Genomic DNA, 3584 nt, shown 5'->3' on the forward strand with positions numbered 1-3584 from the left:
CTCAACACGAGTTACCGGCAGAATCGAGCCGATAGACCGTACGATGGGCACAGGCGGGGCGAACCAGTGTTTTTCCATGTGCATTCCCGCAAGGAATTGCGCTTTTCCGATAGTCGTAGCGGGATAGGAGCATAGCACGGATGGGCCGGGCACCCCACGTAACGATTACGGAGGAGCGCCTGGAGCGCGCGCTCGCCTACGCCGCTTTCGTAGTGACGCGGTACGGCGCCGTCTATGCCCCGCTGTTTGACCGACTGGAGCGGGAGCTTGTCGAATATCGGCGAAAACACGACTCCGTAGAAGACCGAACGAAACGGCTTTTGGGCCATCACACTCGGGAAGGTGCCCTGAAAGCGATCCGCTGAAGCCACTCCAGCTTTTGAGAGAGGCTTGGACCGGAGCCATATTTCGGTCTCGAATATTTGTGGCCCATGAGGGCGGCGATCAGCTTTTCAGGCGCTTCGACGGCTGTGAGGCGATCCTCGAATGTGTGTCGTAGCGAATAAAGCGTCTGCCCGTCGGGTCGCAATCCAGCGTTCCCCATCACCTTGTTCACGATCGCCGAAAGTCCGGCGCCCTTGTCCCTATATCGTGGAAATCCGTTTGGCTGAGCTTCCATGGCCCGGAGAGCGACTCCGACCAGGGGAATATCCCGTTCAGACTGCTCCGTCTTCATTCGTCTACCATCGGGACGGACACGGACATGCGGGACAGCGTGATCAAGGATTATCGTTTCGCTTGTAAGGTTCACCGCTTCTGAAAGGYGAAGTCCGGTTTCCGCGACCAGATACACGACCCGGCGAGCCTCGTCGTTCAGCTGATCTAGTGCCGCCGTTTCCAGTATTTTCGACTGGACGAACGCCGCCGAATAGGGAACACGCGAAGCGGTAGTCTCCCCTTCAATCCGCAGCTCGCCAAAGACTTTATCGAGGCCCAACCGATCGGAGGTTTCGATCGTGCGAAACATCTTATTGAGATGCCCGATGTCCTTGTTGGCCGTCCCGATCTCAACGTCGCCAGATAGAACGCGATCTTGCCACCAAACGCGAAAATCGAGTGCGTCGCCGCGCGTCACGCGATTGATCGCCTTGTCCCCGATGACCTCGATAAGGTTTTCGATCGCTCTTTTCTTGGGATTTTCCCACTTGCGGACTTGATCGGTGGACATATCCATCCGGGATGCGGCGGTGATCGACTTGAACCGATCAAGGAGTTCGGAGAGCATCAGCCGAGGTTCGGCCTCCCCACCAAGAATGGCCACATGGGCCGCTTCATCATCAGGCGCTCTCAACTCCATCAGCCGCTCGAAGCGCTCGACAACGTCGAGGATGGTGCGGTTGGCTAGATCGTCAGCCGGGGCGTAATCGAAACCGAGGGTACGGGCGCGCCTGCGTGCTTCGAGATATCTGGTTCTGGCTTCGGTGGACCTGCCATCGACCAAGCCGCGCCAATAGGCTTCAAGGACGCCGTTCAGTCTCGACGCTGTTTTTCTTGCCCGTATCGCCTTCGGATCATCTGCGATTCGGATCTTGGTGGATTGCCGGACGACACCTCGCAGATCGAGTTCGCGATACTCGTCTGGAACACGTCTCACGAAGTGCCACATTCCCGCGCGGCGTGTCAGATAATCGGCCAAATGGGAGCCCGCATGTTGGACGTTTTGTTGTCCATTTTTGTGCCAGATGCGAGGCCAGAAGGTCAAGCGGAAGAATAATTCCGTTTATTTTCCGATACTTAAGGGGAAGCACGGTGGCGGARACGGAGGGATTCGAACCCTCGATACCCTTTTGGGGTATGCTCATTTAGCAAACGAGTGCCTTCAGCCGCTCGGCCACGTCTCCAGTGGCGGGTTTCTTAGGGGGTCCTCGGTACGCGGTCAATGCTGTTTGTACGCGACAGGGGGCCCTCGTCATGGGGGCGAAGGACGATCCGTGCCCTTCGTCAGTCGCTTTCGGGCCGGCGCGCCGCCTTCAGGCGTCGCCGCTCGTAGTGCTTGGCAAGGCGGAGGTGGCGAGAAATGGCGTAATTCATGGCGGTCAGAAAGCCGTAGGTGCCGCGAAACAGATGCCGCCGGCCGAAATAGGCCTTGATGAACGCCGCCGGCATTTCGAAGTAGATTCGCCACGTCGGGATCGAAATGCCGCGAACTTCGAGATCGAGCGCTTGCTGGTCGGAATAGCGGTTGAGCTTGCTGATCTGGTCGCCGAGGGAACGGACCGACCAATGATGAACGGTTCCACGCAACCGGCCGATTCGCGTACCGGGTTCGAGTGAGACCCTGTCGTGAACCGGTGACGGCGAATACCGGCCGGCATCCTTGCGGTAGAGGCGGACCGGAGCCAGGGCGTAGGCGAGCGGATGCGGAGCCGCCTCCCCCGGAAAAATTTCGGCGATCTTGATGCGATAGGCCGGATAAGGCGGCTCGCCCTGCGCAAACAGCGTGCGGATCTCCTCCCGCAAGGCGGGCGGCACGACCTCGTCCGCGTCGAGGTTGAGGAGCCATTCGTGCCGGCACAATTCCTCGGCAAAGCGCTTCTGCGGACCGTAGCCCGGCCATTCGTTGAAAACGACACGGGCGCCGAGGTCCCGAGCAATATCCTGGGTTCCGTCCATCGAGCCCGAATCCACCACCACGAGGTCGTCCGTCAGGTCCCGCACCGCACGGATGGTCTCGCCGAGACGATCGGCTTCGTTTTTGGCGATGATGAAGATCGAAATGGGCAACATGGGCGGGGCAATGGGTGACGTGAACTGCCTAGCCGTCGCAGYCCGGCGTTGCAAGCGCCGCTGAGCCGCCTCGGGGTCCGTTTGCCCCATCAGCCCGCGCTGAGCGCCCGAGCCCGCTCCTCGGCCTCCGCAGCGACCCCAGCGAGGCTTAAATGAGCCATCAGCGGGAAGTGGTCCGATGCGACCCGAGTCAGGGGCGTCCGCACCGGCCCCGCGTCGAGGATCCGGATGGCCGGCGTGACGAAGATGTGGTCCAGCCTCAGAACCGGCGCCCGGGTATGGAAGGTCGGTCGGGGCTCCGCTCTCGGCGAATGGACCTGTGCGTCGCGCAGACAGCCGGCCATCAGTTTGTAGGACCGGGACTGCGGCGGTGCGTTGAAATCTCCAAGGAGGATGGCCGGTTCGGCACAATCCGGGTGTCCGATCCAATCGGTCCCCACCAGCGCCCCGGCCTGGGCCAGGCGCTCGCCCGACCGCAGCGACAGGTGGGCGTTGACGACCTGAACCACATGCCCGCCGAGTTCGATCCGCACCCAGAGGGCGCTGYGCTTCTCGAAGCCCGGCCCCTGGGACAAGGTCGGCAGACGCTCCGACCGCACCGTCCGCGCCGGATGACGCGTCATGACGGCGATGCCGAATTGTTCGCCGAGGATTCGGATCGTGGGCTGAAAATGGAGATCCATCCCCAATTCGTTGGCGACCATGGCGGCCTGGTCCGCCGCGCCCGAATCGATCCGCCCTACCCTAACCTCTTGCAGGGCAACGATATCCGGCTCGCACGACGCAATGACCTCCGCGATCCGCGACGGGGAGATCTTGCGGTCCGTCCCGAGCCAGCGGTGGACGTTGTAGGTGAG

At 61.3% G+C, this 3584-nt stretch carries 3 protein-coding genes and 1 tRNA gene; all 4 read right to left on the bottom strand.

All coding sequences use genetic code 11. From position 1 onward, the window contains the following. Positions 1-328: 328 nt before the first annotated feature. A complete protein-coding gene (locus AC1DT3_RS15065; RefSeq protein ID WP_477466056.1) occupies positions 329-1594 on the bottom strand; it encodes an integrase in 1266 nt (421 codons plus the stop codon). 156 nt (positions 1595-1750) lie between these two features. Beyond that, positions 1751-1841, bottom strand: a tRNA-Ser gene (locus tag AC1DT3_RS15070). Positions 1842-1941: 100 nt separating this feature from the next. Continuing rightward, positions 1942-2727, bottom strand: coding sequence for a glycosyltransferase family 2 protein (locus AC1DT3_RS15075; RefSeq protein WP_477466057.1), 786 nt, complete (start codon positions 2725-2727; stop codon positions 1942-1944). A gap of 89 nt (positions 2728-2816) precedes the next feature. Then, positions 2817-3584: endonuclease/exonuclease/phosphatase family protein (locus AC1DT3_RS15080; RefSeq protein ID WP_477466058.1), on the bottom strand; the 768-nt coding region annotated here is incomplete at its 5' end.

This window comes from Microvirga sp. P4_G7 (genome assembly GCF_056401005.1).